Genomic DNA, 13,510 nt, shown 5'->3' with positions numbered 1-13,510 from the left:
GCGGCTTATTTTATTTTCAGGAGATTTTATCATGGACGAAAATCATAACCACGATCCCAATACCGAGCACGAACTCACACAGGAAAAAGAACTCGCCTTTATCGCCGCCCTAAACAAGATAACCACCCTCTCGGAGCTCCTCGGTCAGTATGAGCCGGTAAATCCGGATAAATTCTGGGAAACATGTAGCGGTATTTCGGCCATTCTTTCGGATATCGCGGCGGCCTGTTATGTCTACAAGGAAACCGTTGTCATGCTTTTGCCGGAAACCGGTCCCGGGGCCTGCGGAAAAAATGATCCCAAAGAATAGGAGCAAAACAGTCGTATAGCGATTATACGGCTGTTTTTTCAATATTCGTTATAATAATTGTATATTAATATCAAAAAGTCGTTTGAATTATTGTAAAAATATACTATACTATCAATATAGCCAGCAGAGGGAGGCTTTTATGTACCGGGAAGCGATAAAAGAATTATACAAATGGAAAGAAAAACAGAACCGGAAACCCCTGATTATTCGGGGGGCGCGGCAGGTCGGGAAAACCTGGCTCATGAAGGAATTCGGCGCTCAAGCTTATACAGATACCGTCTACGTCAATTTCGACAATAACCGGCGTATGCAGGACCTCTTTTCCGCCGACCTTGATACCGAACGGCTCATAACTGGGCTTGAACTCTATTCCGGGAAAAAGATCGTACCTGAAGAAACACTCCTCATTTTCGATGAAATCCAGGAAGTCCCTCATGCCCTTGCCTCGCTCAAATACTTCAACGAAAACGCCCCTGAATACCAGATAATCTGTGCTGGTTCTCTCCTTGGGGTGGCCCTGCATCAGGGAACATCCTTTCCTGTCGGAAAGGTGGAGTTCCTTGACCTGTATCCCCTTTCCTTCAGCGAGTTTATGACAGCCATGGGAAAGGATCGTTTTGTCCAGCTTATCCGCGCGGGGGACTACTCCATGGCAAACGATTTCAAGCAGACCTATATTGACCTGCTCAAATACTATTACTTTGCCGGCGGAATGCCTGAAGCTGTCCTCGCGTTTTCACAGAACCGGGACTTCAATGAGGTCAGGGAAATCCAGCGGCGCATTCTCGAGTCCTATGAACAGGATTTCTCGAAACATGCTCCCCATGAACTTGTTCCCAGAATCAGGATGCTCTGGAACAGCATTCCGGGACAGCTTGCCAGAGAAAATAAAAAGTTCATGTACGGACTCATCAGGGAAGGGGCGCGGGCCAAGGAGTATGAACTTGCCATGCTCTGGCTGACCGACTGCGGTCTCGTACACAAGATCCACCGAGTGACAGCGCCTCATCTGCCGCTCAAAGCCTATGAAGACCTGAAGGCGTTCAAGCTGTTTGTGCTGGATGTAGGTCTTCTTTCCTGTATCGTCAGGCTCAGGCAGGAGACTCTTCTTGACGGGAACGAACTTTTCATCGAGTTCAAGGGCGCCCTGATCGAACAGTATGTATTGCAGCAGCTGAAAACACTGAAAGGTCTGGATGTCTGGTACTGGTCAAGCGAGCGGGGAACCGCGGAAATTGATTTCCTTGTGGACAACGGAAAGAATATTATTCCCGTTGAAGTCAAGGCCGAAGTGAATCTTCAGGCAAAAAGTCTGAAGGTATACCGAGAAAAGTTCCGGCCGGAAATATCCGTGCGGACTTCCATGGCAGATTACAAAAAGGAAGACGGACTGGTGAACCTGCCGCTCTATGCGGTGGAGGAAATCCGGAGTATAAGCTGATTGCTTTCCATGACTTCAGAATCATATTCCTTCCCTGAAACCGGCAGTCGGAAACGGAATACCCAAATTTTCTTTTTGATGAAATCTTTGAGTATTCACACTGTCATACAAAAACCTGCGAACACGATAACTCCTGTACCTCTGTGACCTCCGGCATATTCCCCAGCTGCACATGCGAATAATGGGCTGTCATCTGCGGAGAGTGCCCGGTCATCAGCCGCACGGTTTCAGGAGGAAGCCCGGCTTCAAGCAGAAGAGTGTTGAAGGTGTGCCGGTAAGAATGGAAACTGATATTTCGCCGTTCCCGTTCCGCTTTGCCGATACCGATATTGTCCAAAGCCCTCCAGAAATGAACATACACTGTTTTGTGGTTTATCGGTGTCGCGCCGCCGTTGGTTGAAAAGATGAACCCTTCAGGAGATTTATCGGCGGTGAACGTATCTATCGCCTTGCGCAGTTCCGGTTTGAGCGGCACTGTCCTTGTCCTGCCTGTTTTTGTTCCCTTCAATCCGTCAAGACGGTTCCATGAATGAGAGACTGTAATTCCCGTTTCCGTGATATCTTCAGATTTCAGGGCAAGGATCTCTCCGAGTCTCATGCCCGTTGTGGCCGCGATACAGTTGATAAGCAGATGCGTTCTGTTTTTCCAGAGACCTGAACTTTCAGGAGTACCGAACAGCTTCCGCAGTTCCTCCCTGCTGAATATTCCCTTTTCCCGTGTGCGGGTATTAAAGGGCCTCAGTCCTTCAGCCGGATTCCTTTCAATAAGCCCGTTTCTCACAGCGTAACCGAAGATAACCTTCAGGACAGTCAGAATATGGTTCAGTGTTTTTGTACCTGTCCCATCCTTTTTCAGTTTCAGAATGAATTCATCGATTGAGCGGGATGAAACCGTCCTGATATCCGTAGTGCTGAAAAAAGGCTGAATGGTTTTTACCAGAAGACTCCTCTGTCGTTGTGCCCAGCCCTGAGTATATGAATATCCTCTGAGCAGTCTGCTTTGGATATACGGACAGCTGCCGTAATCGAAAAAATCTTTTGTATACATGTCAAACCTGAAGGCTGAAGAAATATAGAGCTGTCCCTTTTTCTGCAAAGTCCTGCAATATCTGACCGCTTCGGTAAAATCCCGTTTTCCTGTAGTACGAAAAATCCGTTTTCCCTTTTCATCATAGGTCCAGTAATAATAAATAATCCCTTGCGGATTTTTTTCGGAAAAATCCCGAACTCGCCATTTCTCGGTCTCATAGTAACACTCCTGTGGCGTATCTGCCATTGGAATGTCCCCGCGAATTTATTTTTTAAAAATGTATTTTCCCTGATACGTAACAGAGCCTCTGTTTGCCCAGATATTATCCTTCTGACAAAACCAAATCAGACAGGAGGTATGTATGGATAACTGGGAAACAGTCTATTCCTATTCACGAAAACAGGCGATTGAAGACGGGGTGCTCATTGATATCACGGAAGCCGCAAAGGAAAGCGGATTTGTTCTTCCAGTCGCGGTAACCGCTTCGGTTTACCACGGATTGATAGTTCCTTCAAATCGGGCGGAAACTGAGTATGGCCAGTCCGTGGAGGGACGGCTGCACGATATGCTTTTTCTTTTGCAATATGCAATCAGAATCACTTCAGGAAAATCACAGCTTCTCTTTGATGTTGCCTTCCTCATGGAAAATGAATCAGGTGAAATAGGGGACAGGGAAGTAAAACTTAAAGCGGTTATTGACGGCGGCGATGACGGTTCACCTGTCGTTACCATCATGGGAGAAGAGGAGGACTGATGGAGATGCAGTACCAGATAGTTTCGGAGAGGAAAAGCCTGTATCCCGTACAGATATCGGCTCCCGCCGATGTGTATGCTGCGGTACGCCGTTACGCGAAATCACCGCAGGAACAGTTTATTGTCCTCACCCTGAACGGCGCCCATGAAATCATCACCGTTTCCATTGTCACCATAGGAATCATCAACCGGACAATCATTCATCCCCGTGAGGTTTTTATCAGGGCAATACGGGATTCATCAGCGGCCGTCATCCTTGCCCATAACCATCCTTCGGGACAGCTTGAACCGTCCCCTGAAGACCTTGCCGTAACCGTCAGGCTTATGGAAGCGGGAGAGCTTATCGGTATTCCGGTCCTTGATCACATTATTTTCGGCAAAAAGGATTTTGTGAGTCTCAGGGAAAAAGGACATGTTCCATAAGTTGGTTACTTATGAAACATGTCTTGAATTTTCTCCCGTTTCTTTGAAACGGTGCAAAAATTCCACATCAAGGAAACTGTCCGAAGAAGTTTTCAAACTTTTCGGACAGCCTCAGAAAAAAACACACATCCCATCGGAAGATGAGGATACAACTCATTACAAGGAGGCATCAAATGCAGAATGCCAGTGAAGAAACAGTACCCGCCGTTATCAGCCGGGAACTGGCTGAACACTATCTTTCCGTTTCGCCGGAGGAACTTCCTCTGACGGAGGCGGAAAAGGAACGGTTTATCGCCACGGCGGTTACCTACCAGCTCAATCCATTCAAACGGGAACTTCATGCCAGGGTTCTGTTTGAAGACGGACAGCGGAGGATGAAACTCATCACCGGATATGAAGTGTACATCAAGAAGGCCGAGCGGACAGGATTACTTGACGGCTGGAAAGCGTGTGTTGAGGGCTCCGGTGAAACCCTGAGGGCTGTTGTCGAGATACAGCGCAAGGACTGGAGCCGCCCGTTTATCCATGAAGTATACTGGAATGAGGCGGTACAACATGACAGTTCCGGGAAAGTCAACGGATTCTGGGAACGCATGCCCAAATTTCAGCTGAAGAAGGTTGCTATCAGTCAGGGATTCAGGCTCTGCTTCTCAAATGAAATCGGAGGCATCCCCTATGACAGCGCGGAGCTTCCCATCAGGGAAATGCCTCTGGCGGAACCCGGGCAAAAGCCCGCGGCAGGAAAAGCCCGTGAAACGGATACCGGCTTTTCCGCTGGCCCTCTGGTCGGTGCCATTCATTCCCTCGCGATGGAAAACAGGGACATCCTTTCTCCCCAGCATCTTGAATGGATTGAAAACCAGCTCAGAATGGAGAAGACGGAACCTCAGCTCAGGGGACTTCTGAAACATGTGAGGGAGTGTATCGCGTCGGGCGGAGATGCTGAAAAAGAGAAAGGACGGAAACAGCGGACTCAGACAAAACAGCCCCGCGTTCCTTCATCCTATTCAAAACCTGCGGTTCCGCAGGAAATACCAATATACTGAGGTGCGTTTATGATACAGCAGGAACAGCATACTATCGATTCTCTGGAACAAATACTTTTTAATATCAGGGAAAGCTCCGTTTCCCCGGAAACAGGATTTCATGTTGACTCTGAGGACAAGGCCGCCTGGACAGCCCGGAAGATATTGCAGGCTGAACAGCGGATTCAAAAACAGAAACAGCTTGCCGAGGCGTACCATGCCCGCATTGACCGCTGGCTCGCGGAAACCGTGAGGGAGGACACCGAAAGCATCATCTGGTTCCGTACACTGCTGAGACCCTACGCGGTCAAAGCAATCGCCGAACAGCGGAAAGGAAAAACCCTGAAACTCTTCAGCGCTTCAGTGTCTATGAGAAAACTTCCCGATACCGCAAAGATAACAGACGAACAGTCGGCCCTGAAATACTGCGGGAAAAACCTGAAGAACGCTGTGGAAGTGAAAAAACAGCTTCTCCGTTCGGAGCTGAAAAAGGCCCTTCAGTCCGGAGTTTCCATTCCCGGCGTAAGCCTCGTTGAGGGAGAGGAAGAACTCTACATCACAGCGGAAAAAGGCGCCGCAAAACAGGAGGCCGCCCATGACGCCGCCTGATGAAAACGGATATCCCTATTCACGAGGAACAGCGATACGGGGTGGTCTTCTGGTTGATATCAGCGGGGAAGCTGAAACCGAGGGGATTGATATTCCCGTGGCTCTGACAGCCGAACTCGCGCAGAAACTGACCCCTCCGGATTTTCTGGTATCCATGGGAATAAGCCTGAAGCAGAGGATCATCAATCTCCTGAAGCTGGTGAACGCCCATATTGTACCGGAGACTTCTCCCGGACGGAATACCGAAGAAAGCTATGCCGTTCCTTTTATGGTTCTCCGGGGGCCTCTGGTGACCGAAGAGTTTATTCTGGTTACGGCCCTTATTCATCCCGGAGATGACGGCAGGACTGTGATGACCCTGCTTGCGGCAAAGGACACCGACGGAGACGCGGCATGATTCTGATTGACCATGACAGGGAAGGGTATTGCTGTCCTTACTGCCTTTCAAAAAACATCATCAGGCTTTCAGCTCATGCGGTCATTCTCGCGGGATTGGGCGGCGCCATCGGCGGCGCTCTTATCGCGTGGGTGCTGATTGATGAGCAGCGTAAAGAAAAAGGAGAAGCCTCGGGGCCAGTCACGGGCGGAATTATTTCTGGAATCCTCGCGGGTCTCGCCTGCGCGGGATTGTCGGATATAACGGAAAAGGCGGGACGGAAATATATCTGCCTGAGCTGTTTCAGAATATTTACCAAAGATGGGTAACGTCTGTATTTGGAATTACCTGAAATACACAGGCTGAGCTCATTACAGTCCGATAACTTGATCAGCGTTTCCGCACCGTTTCAGATTCAGAAAAAGCCGTTTCCTCCGGGAAGCGGCTTTTTATTTTTTCATATCAAAGGAGTTGCGGAATTGAGTTGCTTCTCAACTCGTTCTGCGTCCGGTTAACGGATAAATTTATAGGAGTATATCAATGTTGATTTTTTTACCTGCCGCAATCACCGCGGCGGTCTCATTGGGAGAGATACTGGGTACTGGCGTCGGCATCATAGGTATCGGTGCGGGGATAAGGGGAATCGCGGATTGCAGAAAAAGCGCTGAAATCCAGAACGCGGCGCGGGACTCATATCTTCTGGAACTCCGGCGTATTAGACGATACGCCAGGAGGATACAGAAACGGCTTGAACAGTTCGGCAGACTGAAACTGGAAATCTATTCCGGTATTATCAGGGAAGCTGTGGAATCTCTTTCCCGATTCCGCGGTACCGAACTGACTCCCTTCAGGAACACTGAAACAATCGGCGTATACAGTATTGCTCCGGAACTCGATTCCCTCGAAAGGGCCTGTATCAAAGCGGGCGATATACTTGAGGGCCTTTCTCTGGGAATCGCGCAGGTTGTACAGTGTAGGAGTGTATATGGAAAACGTCTTCCATCTCTTATTGCGGCGGGGGCATTTGGCCTCAATCCTCTTTCTACGGTATTCCCTGCCATAACAGGATTATTCTTTGGAGCAAAAGCTGCGGGAATAAAAACAGCCGCCCTCAGGAATGCAGCGAAGATTGAGATCAGACGGGAAAAGTTACAGGCCTATCTTGCTCAACTGCGGGCTGTCAGCGCCCGCGTCAGGGAAGGTGAACAGCTCATTTCAGCCCTTTCCGGAAAAATACGTACCCAGCTGTGCTTTCTTGACAATGTGTCCGGCTTTGAAATCACTGAATCAGTAAGCGGTCATATCAATATGACAGTCCTTCTTCTCCGGGCTCTGAAGAGTGTTATTGAAGTCGATATCGTAAGCGGAAATGGTACCCTGACAAAAGGGAGCGGAGTGCTGTTCAGGAAAATACACAGGGAGTATACCGCCGATGATCTATGAAGACGATGAAGAATATCCTGAATATCCGGATGTCAGACGGTTCCCTGAACAGGCAGCCGCTAATACCGCGGGAGCGGTCATACATGCCCTGAGCGAATACATGCGTACCCTTGAACAGGAAAAATCAAAACGCCGGGATATTGAACGCAAACGCATAGCAGCGCTTTCGGTTATAAGAACTGAACGCGAAGCCATGCTTTTGTATCTCAGGCACCGTTTTGGCGAGCGCAGGATATTGTTTGAAGAGTATTTCCGGCTTGTCGATACGGCCCTTCAGGAGCAGAACACGCAAGCCGTGAGCATGATACTCGAAACCATTATGGAAATCTATCGGGACAATCCCGGAGCCGGAATCGATGAGTTCCGCGGACGTATGAGCGAAATAAGTGAGGTAATCAGGATATGAAACACCACAGGTTTATTCCACCGGGATGGAAACAGAAACGTCTTATGAAATGCGGATCATGCGGATATATTTTTTTCGTGAAACCTTCACTGTTTTTGCCCCGCTGTCCCAGATGCGGAAGCAGGAAAACAGATGAGGATTTCCGTGTCAGATATTAAGGTATCAGTGATTCGGAGGCGGGATGGTATCTGTTTCCGTATCCGAATCACGGTGCATCAGCACAGAGAATATTCTTTTCCGGAAACCGGTAACGCATCAGCCGTGATTCTTATCCGCAAACAGGATACCATCCCGCGCTATTCAGTTTCATTTTTCTGAAACAGGGAAAGGATAACCACAAGCAGCAAAAGTATTCCGAGAATGAAACCTGTTATATACAGTCCCTTTTTATTCGGATACGCATAAATAATTACATCATCTTTTGCGAACAGGGAATATACAAGCATGAACGGACTTTTCAGTCCATCACCAAAGCCTCTGAAAAATCCCGGTGTTTTTACCTTTATGGTTTTGAATATCTTTGCCGCGTTCTCCAGATCGGAATCAGCCGATAAGAGAAAGGCGTACATATTTCCCTGATGAACACAGACAGCATACAGCATTATACCGTAATAATAATCATGAAACATAATAAAAAATTCTTTTCCATGGATCTTGTCAAATCCCATTGTTTCATCAAATGTCTCTGCGGGAGGCAGCATCCTGCGTATAGACATTTTTTTTAATTCATCAGGTAACGCCATAATTCCGATCCGCAGAACATTTCCGGGGTTTTCCCTGTCACGGTAATAATATTCCGCGATAAACTCTTCCTCTGAAGAATCAGCGCCGCCGGTCAGTTCATCCGTCATAAATCCCAGGTCAATTTCCTCAATTTCACTTTTTGGTACCTCATCCCAGGTTCTGGGAATTTTCAGGGAATATTGATATGTCGTGTTTCTGATTGTTTTTTTCGAAACAGAACAGGATGATAGTGATACAATAAAAATACAAACTACAGAAAAAACGATATATGCTGTTTTTCTTTTTTTAAAACACATGTTTATGCCTCCCTGCATATTTCTGATATTTATTTATTACACAACACAGCGTGCCCGGATTATATGTTCAATGATATTGGTTGCTAGTAAGCGTTAGGAGATGAAATATTTTCCATCCAATATATACTGCCTGTTTTTTTGGTCAGCCTGACTTCTTTTACCATTGCGTATGCTTCTTCCGAAATATTGAAAAACCATCCCTTACTGTCTCTGGATGATTTTCCCCATGGCGCAGTCCGTGTGAGCGTGGTTTTATATATATCAATCGGCAGCCCGTCTCTATCAAGTAGAGTGAATTCCAATTCCCAATGAAATCCGTATTTTAAAACAGAATTTGCTTTTTGGTATATGGGAAAAGCTATCTGCTGGGTTTTGCTCGCGTATGCGCTTGGATAATAAGTGAAGCTCCGTTTTCTGTTTCCCTGACCCGCATCGGCAAAGGTCTGAAAAAATGTTTTCATTTCGTTAACTACCGGCATTTTGTCGGTATGGTTCCAGGTGAATTCAATGGTATATAAAACAGTTGATCCGGATACTTTTGATTCGGTTTTTATATCCTTAACAGTAATATCCGGAAAATAATCAATCATATACTCCTGATAGTCCCTGATTGCCTGAATCTGCGCCTCTTCGGTGGCAAGTTCATCCCTGTTTTTCTGTATCAGGGACAAATCCGGATTAGCTGAGGCGGAGGACGCCTGATTATCAGGTCTGTCTGACGGATGGGGAAGCATCTGTTCTTCTTTTTTTGTTTCCCCGGCTGAACTCTGTTTCTTTTCCGCCGTTCCCAGCAGCGATTTCACCTTTTCTGTTTTCGGCACTTCCATATTGGCGATGGAAACAAGTATCCCGGATTCAACATCGATAATCCGGGCCGAAATCCTGACTGATCCGGGAAGTTCGGTAATCCGCCCATAGCAGAGCATATCCGCCCCCGCAATCCGCCCGATACTTTTTGCGGTGTTATCGTCAACATTTCCCGAAAGCTGAAACTGCTGTTCGTCCAGCACCGTATCAAGGTTTTCCCGTTCAATCATTTTTACGGTACCTGACGAATGAAAAATGCCCGTGAGTTCCTCGGCAATATACCGGGAGAGCTGGGTATGTTCATTGTCCAGTGTGAAATCCAGGACAGCGATGGACAGGCCTTTTTTGCCGGCCATATCGGCGAGCATCCTGTCAGCCATACTATATATGCCTGCGTCAAGTTCATCTGAGGTACTGACTGGAACAGTTTCAGCCGCCGGTTTGGCGGTTGTCGTACAGGCGGTGAAGCAGGTAATCATAATAAAGAATAAAATCAGGAAAATGGAAAACTGTTTCATGGCGTATCCTTTGTATTAAAAAAGCGGGAAGCGGAATGACGCTTTCCGCTTTCATTTTTATCTCGTCTCAATATAGGATTTGTTGCCGTAAATCATTTTCAGCATTGTTTCCAGTCCTATGGGAATAGGTACATCAAGTGTTTTGTTATCCATCTGCGGAAGTTTGAATGTGACAGTTAACGTCTGGTCATTCAGACGGGTTCCATCTTCCTTCTTTCCGAGGATGAGCCATTGAAGTTCAAGAACAGCCGACGCCGGAACAAAAAATGCTTCATCATGGGGTTTTTCATCATAATATTCATATACCTCATAGTACCGTTCATATACTGTGTTAAGAAAGTTTTTGTCCATTCCCAGTTCTTTCAGTTCAGCTTCCGAACCGGAAAGACCATAGAAGCCGATGAAATTGACAAAAAGGTCATCCCTTGTTTTGACATCAATATCTCCTTTCGGCGTATGAAAGATAATCGCGTATGGGTCCTTCGCTCTTGCGGTGAAAGAGACCAGCTGTCTTCCCTGACTGTCCTTTGATGAACTCCATTTTCCCGCTGTTATGTAGGAATATCCTGAAAGCGCTTTGCCGATTGTGGTTGACTGGTCGAAATTCATCCTGCCATTTTTTACCTGTTTTATGTAGTTGTTTCCTCCGCAGGAAGCAAACAAAAATACACACAATAGCGCAGCCAATAACCGTCCGTAACTCCTAAACCCTTTCATTCTGCTCCTCCTCCTTGTTGGTTTATGAGAAAAATCCGCCGATAAAACCGGCAATAACAATGACAAGCCCCAATAACGCAAACCAGATATTTACTCCGCCCAGTTCCCGTATCGCGGTAAGGCGTTGTTCTCTGTCCGTGATCATTTGTGTTTTCCGCTGTATTGACCGGAACCGTTTATATATGAAATAGGGTCCCATCAGCCCGCAAAACAGAATAAGCAGGACAAGCGCTCCGATGTCAATGAAAATGTATAACAGCAGATATATTCCGAGCGCTGTCAATGCTGGCGCATAACACTTGCGATAAAAGAGATTAAGCAACCCCGCCGCGAAGCCGCTAATGGAAAAAGAAAAAGCAAACCGATCTATTCCATTACACGAACACCGGGCAAAATATCTGGCGTAGAAAACATAGGCGGAGATATCGTTATCCGCGTCAAGATATGCCCATATCTCTTCACGGTTCAGAGAGCCGTCGGCGACAGGTTTTTTGTCATATATTATTACCAGCGTTTCCAGGAGTTTTTCCAGCCCTCCACGGATACTCTGGATCATTTCAGAATTTGAGCATGCGTCAAGTGTGACCGAGAGGGTAATAAAATCGGAGTTTTTTACATCATCGCGGTAAAAGGTGATTTCATCGCTTCCGGAACCGGTCTTTACCCTCACGGCAAAATTGGCAAGTTCCTCATAGGAGAGATTTCCTGAAGTTCCTTTTCCTGTTTTATCATCCTCTTTTATTGATTGAGACTTCCAGAACATTCCCGCTGAAGTAAACGCTACAGCCTGTTTCCGTTTTCTGTCTTTCAGATAATCGGCGTCAATATATCCGAATATCTTCGTACCTGCCGGGATACCGAGGGAATCGGTCAGGACAGACAAATCCTGCTCCTGCATTTGTTCTCCTGAATGAAAACGGTCTGATTTAATCCCTGATAGAACATTTTTAATGTTTACCGTAGTTTCTTCATTATTCATGGCCAAAATCCTTTTGTATGCTTGCTGAAATAGACATGTGTGGTTATTAAAAGTCGCTTATGGCGACTTTGTGTTAATGCTAGTAGTTATTTGCGTGTTTGTCAAGCTGATAGTTAGAATTACACTACGCTATAAGGATGAAATATGGATAAACGTGAAACTCTGGAAATTCAGAGAATATTGAGTGCAAATATAAAGCGCTTCCGCAGCAGACGCGGTATGTCCCAACTGAAATTTGCCCAGGAACTTGGAATATCCCATAATTTTGTCAGCGATATTGAAACAGGAAAAAAATGGATATCCCCCGCAACTCTGACAAACCTTGCCGAAGTCCTTGGGGTTGAAGTCTACGAACTGTTTATGCCCGAACAGGCGGCTACGGAGGATACCCATAAAATACTTACCCGGTACAGTCAGGATATTAAAAAGGTTTTTATTGAATCATTTGATACTATTACAAATGAATACTTAAAGTAATTATTCTTTTCATATTTAGTTGTTTATACATGAATACTATGTAATTCATATATGTATTCTATACATAACGAATATATCAAATTATATTTTATATTAATTTTAATTAATTTGAAAATATTTTCAGAAATATCAGAATACATCAAAACAACTAAACAAACGTTTCCCATTAATAAGTCCCCCTGAAAAATACAGACAGAGCGCATGTTTCTACTATAGATTTGTTTACTTTTTCAGAAATGCCAGCAGAAGCATCATTTTAAATAACTCATGACTGTTCAAATCCCAATAATCGGTCAGTACAATCGATTCAGGACTGATAAGTTTACCGATAATTTTCGGAAAACTTGGTTTCAGCAGGGAAAACGCTTTCTCCGCTGTACCTTCGAGCATGTTTATAGAAAGGTACTTTCTATATTTTCCCTGATATCTGACCTCAAACCGTGTACATTTCCTGTCACTTCCCAGTTTCTTTCCCCGGTCATATATTATTACCGCGGATTGTTGGTTTCCCTTGGACAGCATTTTACCGTTTCTTTTCCGTCTGGTGACTTTCCCGTCAAGGGAATAAAATGTTCCTTTATAATTTTTGAAATCATGATGCTCTGTATTTGATGGGGAAATCAGCAGAGGATAGTCATAAAAGTCAAACGCAAGTTCAAATTCAGCAAGACTCATAAAGTTGCTTAAAAAATATGATATGAACATGTCGTTTCTTAACAAATAGGGATATAGTGTTTTATACATGGTATATACACAAAAACTGAATCTTCGTGTAAAGGCTTGGGTATGCAGCAGCACCAGAACCGCATCAAGACATTTCCATCCGAGATTTTTTTCCCATGGTTCAAATTCAGGATGAATGTTTATCTGGGCTGTTTCACCATGGGTCAGGATAGTAATTCTTCCTTTTTGCCAGTCTTTGACAGTATCCTTATTCAGATATTCTGTTTTTATCCGCAGCCCGATTTTATCAATTACCAGCTGAGAATTTCCGTTGGGAATCTGTGTCGTGTCAGTTGTTGCCATAATGGCACCTCCATAAAAAGTTGGCCGGCTTTTTTGCTGAACAAATAACTCCCGCTATTACTACTCAGCAAATTCATCCGGCCTTATTTTTATGTATGGAGGTGTTTAGAGTTTAAAAATATTTTTATCT

17 protein-coding genes are annotated in these 13,510 nt (G+C 45.6%); 11 read left to right on the top strand and 6 right to left on the bottom strand.

Translation table 11 applies throughout. From position 1 onward, the window contains the following. Window positions 1–31: 31 nt before the first annotated feature. A complete protein-coding gene (locus K7I13_RS03645) occupies window positions 32–310 on the top strand; it encodes a hypothetical protein (RefSeq protein ID WP_255948031.1) in 279 nt (92 codons plus the stop codon). A 139-nt stretch (window positions 311–449) separates the two neighbouring features. After that, the gene (locus K7I13_RS03640; protein ID WP_255948029.1) at window positions 450–1,751 is read left to right on the top strand and encodes an ATP-binding protein; all 1,302 of its coding nucleotides are present in this window, start codon (window positions 450–452) and stop codon (window positions 1,749–1,751) included. 103 nt (window positions 1,752–1,854) lie between these two features. Here the strand turns inward: K7I13_RS03640 and K7I13_RS03635 are convergent, their stop codons facing one another. Beyond that, window positions 1,855–3,027 carry a tyrosine-type recombinase/integrase gene (locus K7I13_RS03635; protein WP_255948027.1) on the bottom strand — a complete coding sequence of 391 codons (1,173 nt, stop codon included), beginning with the start codon at window positions 3,025–3,027 and terminating at the stop codon, window positions 1,855–1,857. A gap of 115 nt (window positions 3,028–3,142) precedes the next feature. Between K7I13_RS03635 and K7I13_RS03630 the strand changes: the two genes are divergently transcribed. The 8 genes from K7I13_RS03630 (at window position 3,143) to K7I13_RS03595 (ending at window position 7,816) form a co-directional block, all read left to right on the top strand. Further along, window positions 3,143–3,535 carry a DUF6573 family protein gene (locus K7I13_RS03630; protein WP_255948025.1) on the top strand — a complete coding sequence of 131 codons (393 nt, stop codon included), beginning with the start codon at window positions 3,143–3,145 and terminating at the stop codon, window positions 3,533–3,535. Then, on the top strand, window positions 3,535–3,957 hold the full coding sequence (locus K7I13_RS03625) for a JAB domain-containing protein (RefSeq protein ID WP_255948023.1): 423 nt from the start codon (window positions 3,535–3,537) through the stop codon (window positions 3,955–3,957). The genes K7I13_RS03630 and K7I13_RS03625 overlap by 1 nt, the downstream gene beginning before the upstream one ends. Before the next feature lie 173 nt (window positions 3,958–4,130). Next, window positions 4,131–5,003 (top strand): RecT family recombinase, encoded by an 873-nt coding sequence (locus K7I13_RS03620; RefSeq protein WP_255948021.1) that lies wholly within the window; start codon window positions 4,131–4,133, stop codon window positions 5,001–5,003. Between the two features lie 9 nt (window positions 5,004–5,012). After that, a complete protein-coding gene (locus tag K7I13_RS03615; protein ID WP_255948019.1) occupies window positions 5,013–5,591 on the top strand; it encodes a host-nuclease inhibitor Gam family protein in 579 nt (192 codons plus the stop codon). Then, a complete protein-coding gene (locus tag K7I13_RS03610; protein ID WP_255948016.1) occupies window positions 5,578–5,988 on the top strand; it encodes a hypothetical protein in 411 nt (136 codons plus the stop codon). The genes K7I13_RS03615 and K7I13_RS03610 overlap by 14 nt, the downstream gene beginning before the upstream one ends. Next, window positions 5,985–6,296 (top strand): hypothetical protein, encoded by a 312-nt coding sequence (locus K7I13_RS03605; RefSeq protein WP_255948014.1) that lies wholly within the window; start codon window positions 5,985–5,987, stop codon window positions 6,294–6,296. The genes K7I13_RS03610 and K7I13_RS03605 overlap by 4 nt, the downstream gene beginning before the upstream one ends. 211 nt (window positions 6,297–6,507) lie before the next feature. Beyond that, entirely contained in the window at window positions 6,508–7,410 is a 903-nt protein-coding gene (locus K7I13_RS03600; RefSeq protein WP_255948012.1) for a hypothetical protein, read from the top strand. Then, window positions 7,400–7,816 (top strand): hypothetical protein, encoded by a 417-nt coding sequence (locus K7I13_RS03595; protein WP_255948010.1) that lies wholly within the window; start codon window positions 7,400–7,402, stop codon window positions 7,814–7,816. The genes K7I13_RS03600 and K7I13_RS03595 overlap by 11 nt, the downstream gene beginning before the upstream one ends. A gap of 296 nt (window positions 7,817–8,112) precedes the next feature. Here K7I13_RS03595 and K7I13_RS03590 read toward each other — a convergent pair whose 3' ends face one another. The 4 genes from K7I13_RS03590 to K7I13_RS03575 all read right to left on the bottom strand — a co-directional run bounded on the left by K7I13_RS03590 (window position 8,113) and on the right by K7I13_RS03575 (window position 11,877). Then, window positions 8,113–8,856, bottom strand: coding sequence for a hypothetical protein (locus tag K7I13_RS03590; protein WP_255948008.1), 744 nt, complete (start codon window positions 8,854–8,856; stop codon window positions 8,113–8,115). An 83-nt stretch (window positions 8,857–8,939) separates the two neighbouring features. Next, entirely contained in the window at window positions 8,940–10,181 is a 1,242-nt protein-coding gene (locus tag K7I13_RS03585) for a FlgO family outer membrane protein (RefSeq protein WP_255948006.1), read from the bottom strand. A gap of 57 nt (window positions 10,182–10,238) precedes the next feature. Beyond that, window positions 10,239–10,898 carry a hypothetical protein gene (locus K7I13_RS03580; protein ID WP_255948005.1) on the bottom strand — a complete coding sequence of 220 codons (660 nt, stop codon included), beginning with the start codon at window positions 10,896–10,898 and terminating at the stop codon, window positions 10,239–10,241. A gap of 22 nt (window positions 10,899–10,920) precedes the next feature. After that, on the bottom strand, window positions 10,921–11,877 hold the full coding sequence (locus K7I13_RS03575; RefSeq protein ID WP_255948004.1) for a 6TM ABC transporter family protein: 957 nt from the start codon (window positions 11,875–11,877) through the stop codon (window positions 10,921–10,923). A gap of 144 nt (window positions 11,878–12,021) precedes the next feature. Between K7I13_RS03575 and K7I13_RS03570 the strand changes: the two genes are divergently transcribed. Further along, on the top strand, window positions 12,022–12,354 hold the full coding sequence (locus K7I13_RS03570) for a helix-turn-helix domain-containing protein (protein ID WP_255948003.1): 333 nt from the start codon (window positions 12,022–12,024) through the stop codon (window positions 12,352–12,354). Window positions 12,355–12,576: 222 nt separating this feature from the next. Here K7I13_RS03570 and K7I13_RS03565 read toward each other — a convergent pair whose 3' ends face one another. Beyond that, window positions 12,577–13,380 (bottom strand): hypothetical protein, encoded by an 804-nt coding sequence (locus K7I13_RS03565; protein WP_255948002.1) that lies wholly within the window; start codon window positions 13,378–13,380, stop codon window positions 12,577–12,579. Between the last annotated feature and the right edge of the window lie 130 nt (window positions 13,381–13,510).

The sequence above is a fragment of the Brucepastera parasyntrophica genome (assembly GCF_022376835.1).
GTDB classification, from domain to species: domain Bacteria; phylum Spirochaetota; class Spirochaetia; order Treponematales; family Treponemataceae; genus Brucepastera; species Brucepastera parasyntrophica.
Note: the sequence above shows the minus strand (reverse complement) of the source record. Positions and strands in the feature narration are given on the sequence as shown.